This is a genomic window from Moorena sp. SIO3I6 (genome assembly GCF_010672095.1).
This window is the reverse complement of the sequence record NZ_JAAHHU010000479.1, coordinates 1-3,260: the sequence shown is the minus strand read 5'-3', so window position 1 is coordinate 3,260 and position 3,260 is coordinate 1. Positions and strand designations below refer to the sequence as shown.

Genomic DNA, 3,260 nt, shown 5'->3' with positions numbered 1-3,260 from the left:
CGATAATCGTAAGCATTCAGCGGTCAGCGGTCAGCGGTCAGCGGTCAGCCTTTAGCGGTCAGCCCTCAGCCCTCAGCCCTCAGCCCTCAGCCCTCAGCCCTCAGCCCTCAGCCCTCAGCCCTCAGCCCTCAGCCTCTAGCTGATAGCCTCTAGCTGATAGCCTTAAGCATAATGCTGAATGATGATAGCTGAATGATGATAGCTGAATGATGATAGCTGAATGATGATAGCTGAATGATGATAGCTGAATGCTGATAGCTGAATGATAATCAAAATATAAATTGGCACAATCCTGGTCAATAATACCGATCAGCGTATGTTAAACATGAGACAGTTAGCACCCCGCCCCCTTGGTGCGGAGTTTTAAACTTCCTTTTTGTGAACTCTTAGGCACATCAATCCTATGTTAGGCAAGTTACTGGACGGGCGTTACCAAGTGACTCAAGTCCTCGGTTCCGGGGGATTTGGCAAAACCTATTTAGCCAAGGACACGAAGCGTCCAGGTAACCCAAGCTGTGTTGTTAAGCAACTTCAGCCTCCCAATGGCTCTCAGACATTTTTAGAAACTGCTCGACGCCTATTTAGTAGGGAAGCTGAAACCCTTGAAAAGCTGGGAAATCATGACCAAATTCCTCGGCTACTTGCCTACTTTGAAGAAGACCATGAGTTTTACTTGGTGCAACAGTTCATCGAAGGGCATCTCTTGAGCCAAGAGTTGTCCCCTGGTCACCGATGGCAGGAAAAACAGGTGATTGGGCTATTGCAGGAAGTCTTAGGTATTTTGGAATTTGTCCACCGTCACGGTGTGATTCATCGCGATATTAAGCCCGACAACCTGATCCGACGCACGGCAGATAAAAAGTTAGTGTTGGTGGACTTTGGTGCAGTTAAGCAAGTTCAAACTGAGCTGGCTAGTGCCTATAGACAAACTCACCATACTGTGGTAATAGGCACTCCTGGCTATATGTCCAGTGAGCAGGCTTTGGGTCAGCCCTGTCCCAGCAGTGATATTTATGCCCTAGGGATTATTGGGATTCAGGCACTAACTGGAATGGTACCAGATCAGTTTCAGGAAGACCTCAATACTGGTGAAGTAAACTGGCAATCCCTGGTGTCAGTGAGTGTAGGATTGGCGAATGTCCTTACTAAAATGGTTCGCTATCAAGTCAAAGACCGTTACCAGTCGGGATCGCAGGTTTTACGAGACTTACAGAAATTGAGTACTAATTCAAAACCGTACTCCATCAATTCCCCGACCTACTACTCAATTCACAATATCCCTACAGTTGAAGAAAACTTCCCACCGGAGCAAGTACCAACCCCGTTCTCAGAGCAAAAAACTTGGGACGCAAATGTTGATAGGGGTTCTACTCCAAATAAACCAGCACCTTCTCCGTTGCCTCCAACTAAGGCGGATAGATCGGATAATTTGTCTCTGATCATTGGCACTGGCATTGCCCTAGTTACTTCCTCGATAGCTGGTATGGTCTACTCGATGCGTTCTAGCTCTTGGTCACCACCTAGAATAGCGCAACCAATTCCTAATAGGAGTACACCCAATCGCCGTTCAGCTCCGGTGGTATATGAGCCACCAGCCCCAGCTGCCCCAGGTAATTGCCAGGTGACAGGTAGTAGGTTGAATGTGCGCTCCGAGCCTAACGGGTCAAAAGTTGGTAAGCTGAATCAGGGAACCAGTCTGGTTCTAACTGGTAGTGGACAACCTGGCTGGGTAGAAATTAGTTCACCGGTTAACGGGTGGGTGTTTACAAATTTGACTGACTGTGTATCGACGGTTGAGCCAGTGGTGGCAACTGCTCCGAAGAGAAACGTTCCTAAGAGAAACGTTCCTAAGCAAAAAGTGTCCCCAAAACCTACACCTGTCGTCAAGAGGGCTCCATCACCACCACAGACCCGTCAGCCAACACCAGCACAACCGGCAGATAATGGGTCCCTAATTTTGGCAAGGGCAGTGGAAAACTATCAGGCAGGAGATATCAAGAGGGCAATTGCGATCGCACAAGATGTGTTGCCTAGTAGTGCTGCTTTCAATGGTGCCCAAACCAAAATTGACCAATGGCACAACGAATGGGTATCCTTTGAACGTAAGTTTGATAAGATTCAACAAGCCTATGAACAGGGTAGGTGGGTTGATGTGTTGAACTATGCTCAGAACAGCAATTTGCCAACAAGAGGCTATTGGCGTCAGAAGTTAAATCGCATCATGGCTGAAGCTCGGCAGCAACAAGCTCAAGTGGAAGCTAAAAGAAAGCAACTCGCTGTACAGAATCAAATTGGCTCTAGAGCAAACCAAGCGATTTCTGGGTCACAACCAGACTTAAATAAAGGTATTCAAAACAATTCACAGCCTGCTCCAAGACCGGTTTCTATTGCCACACCATTGCCTAAACAGCCAGTGGTTACCCGAAAGATAACCACTGCACCACCACCGTCTCAATCTACTAAAATCAAATATTACGTGATACTCAACGACGGGAGTTCTAGTGGTTTAGCAAAAGCCAGGAAAATTGTCCCTGGTGCTTTTTTGGGTCGATTCCCACAAGGGTCTCGAATTCAGATGGGAGCATTCAAAAACGAAGCCAAGGCAAATGCTTTTGCTAACCAACTACGTCAACAAGGAATGTCTGCTTCAATCTATAGACCTTAATCGTTTTGTTGAACGCGTAGCGTGGCCTTTTGGCCAAGGAAAACCTGTGACCCTCGATGGGTTGATTTAGTATGGGTCAGCATATGGGAAACCAGAACTATGGTCTGCTGGCGTCTCTGCCCATGCCCGGTTTGATTGGAAAGAGGATGTTTACGAAATAGCCGAGGAAAGAGAAACTCCCATCCAACGGGTGGCGACTGACCTGCCATAGAGTCAGTTAAATACAGACGAAGCACACAAACGACCAAACTCATGTACCACCATCACCAAGTAGGTAGGGATTTCCGACAATGCATCTGTTGTGCAACCTCACTTGTGGATAAAAGGGCGTACTGGCCTTTTGGTACTGTCGGCGTTTGTCGCGCCTAATGCTGGCTGCATATGTCTAGTAGCGTTAACAAAAATGAGATTTTCGTTGGATTATATAGAATTATCGGCAAGATCAGACTTCTTATAAGCATATAAAAAAACGTCAGTACGGGTTAAGCAGCAGGTGGTAAAGCCCAGTCAATCAGGAGAGAAGGCTTCTTGGACTGATGGCAATAAGCAATCAACCCACAGACGACATTGACCAGGAAATTGATGGGGCTGCGAT

2 protein-coding genes are annotated in these 3,260 nt (G+C 47.1%); one reads left to right on the top strand and one right to left on the bottom strand.

The window, feature by feature from the left end:
• Positions 1-403: 403 nt before the first annotated feature.
• Positions 404-2,665 (top strand): protein kinase, encoded by a 2,262-nt coding sequence (locus F6K49_RS38240; RefSeq protein ID WP_293105511.1) that lies wholly within the window; start codon positions 404-406, stop codon positions 2,663-2,665.
• On the opposite strand, the gene F6K49_RS38235 is transcribed toward F6K49_RS38240, so the two are convergent.
• Entirely contained in the window at positions 2,662-2,919 is a 258-nt protein-coding gene (locus tag F6K49_RS38235) for a hypothetical protein (protein WP_293025569.1), read from the bottom strand. The genes F6K49_RS38240 and F6K49_RS38235 overlap by 4 nt on opposite strands.
• Positions 2,920-3,260: the final 341 nt, after the last annotated feature.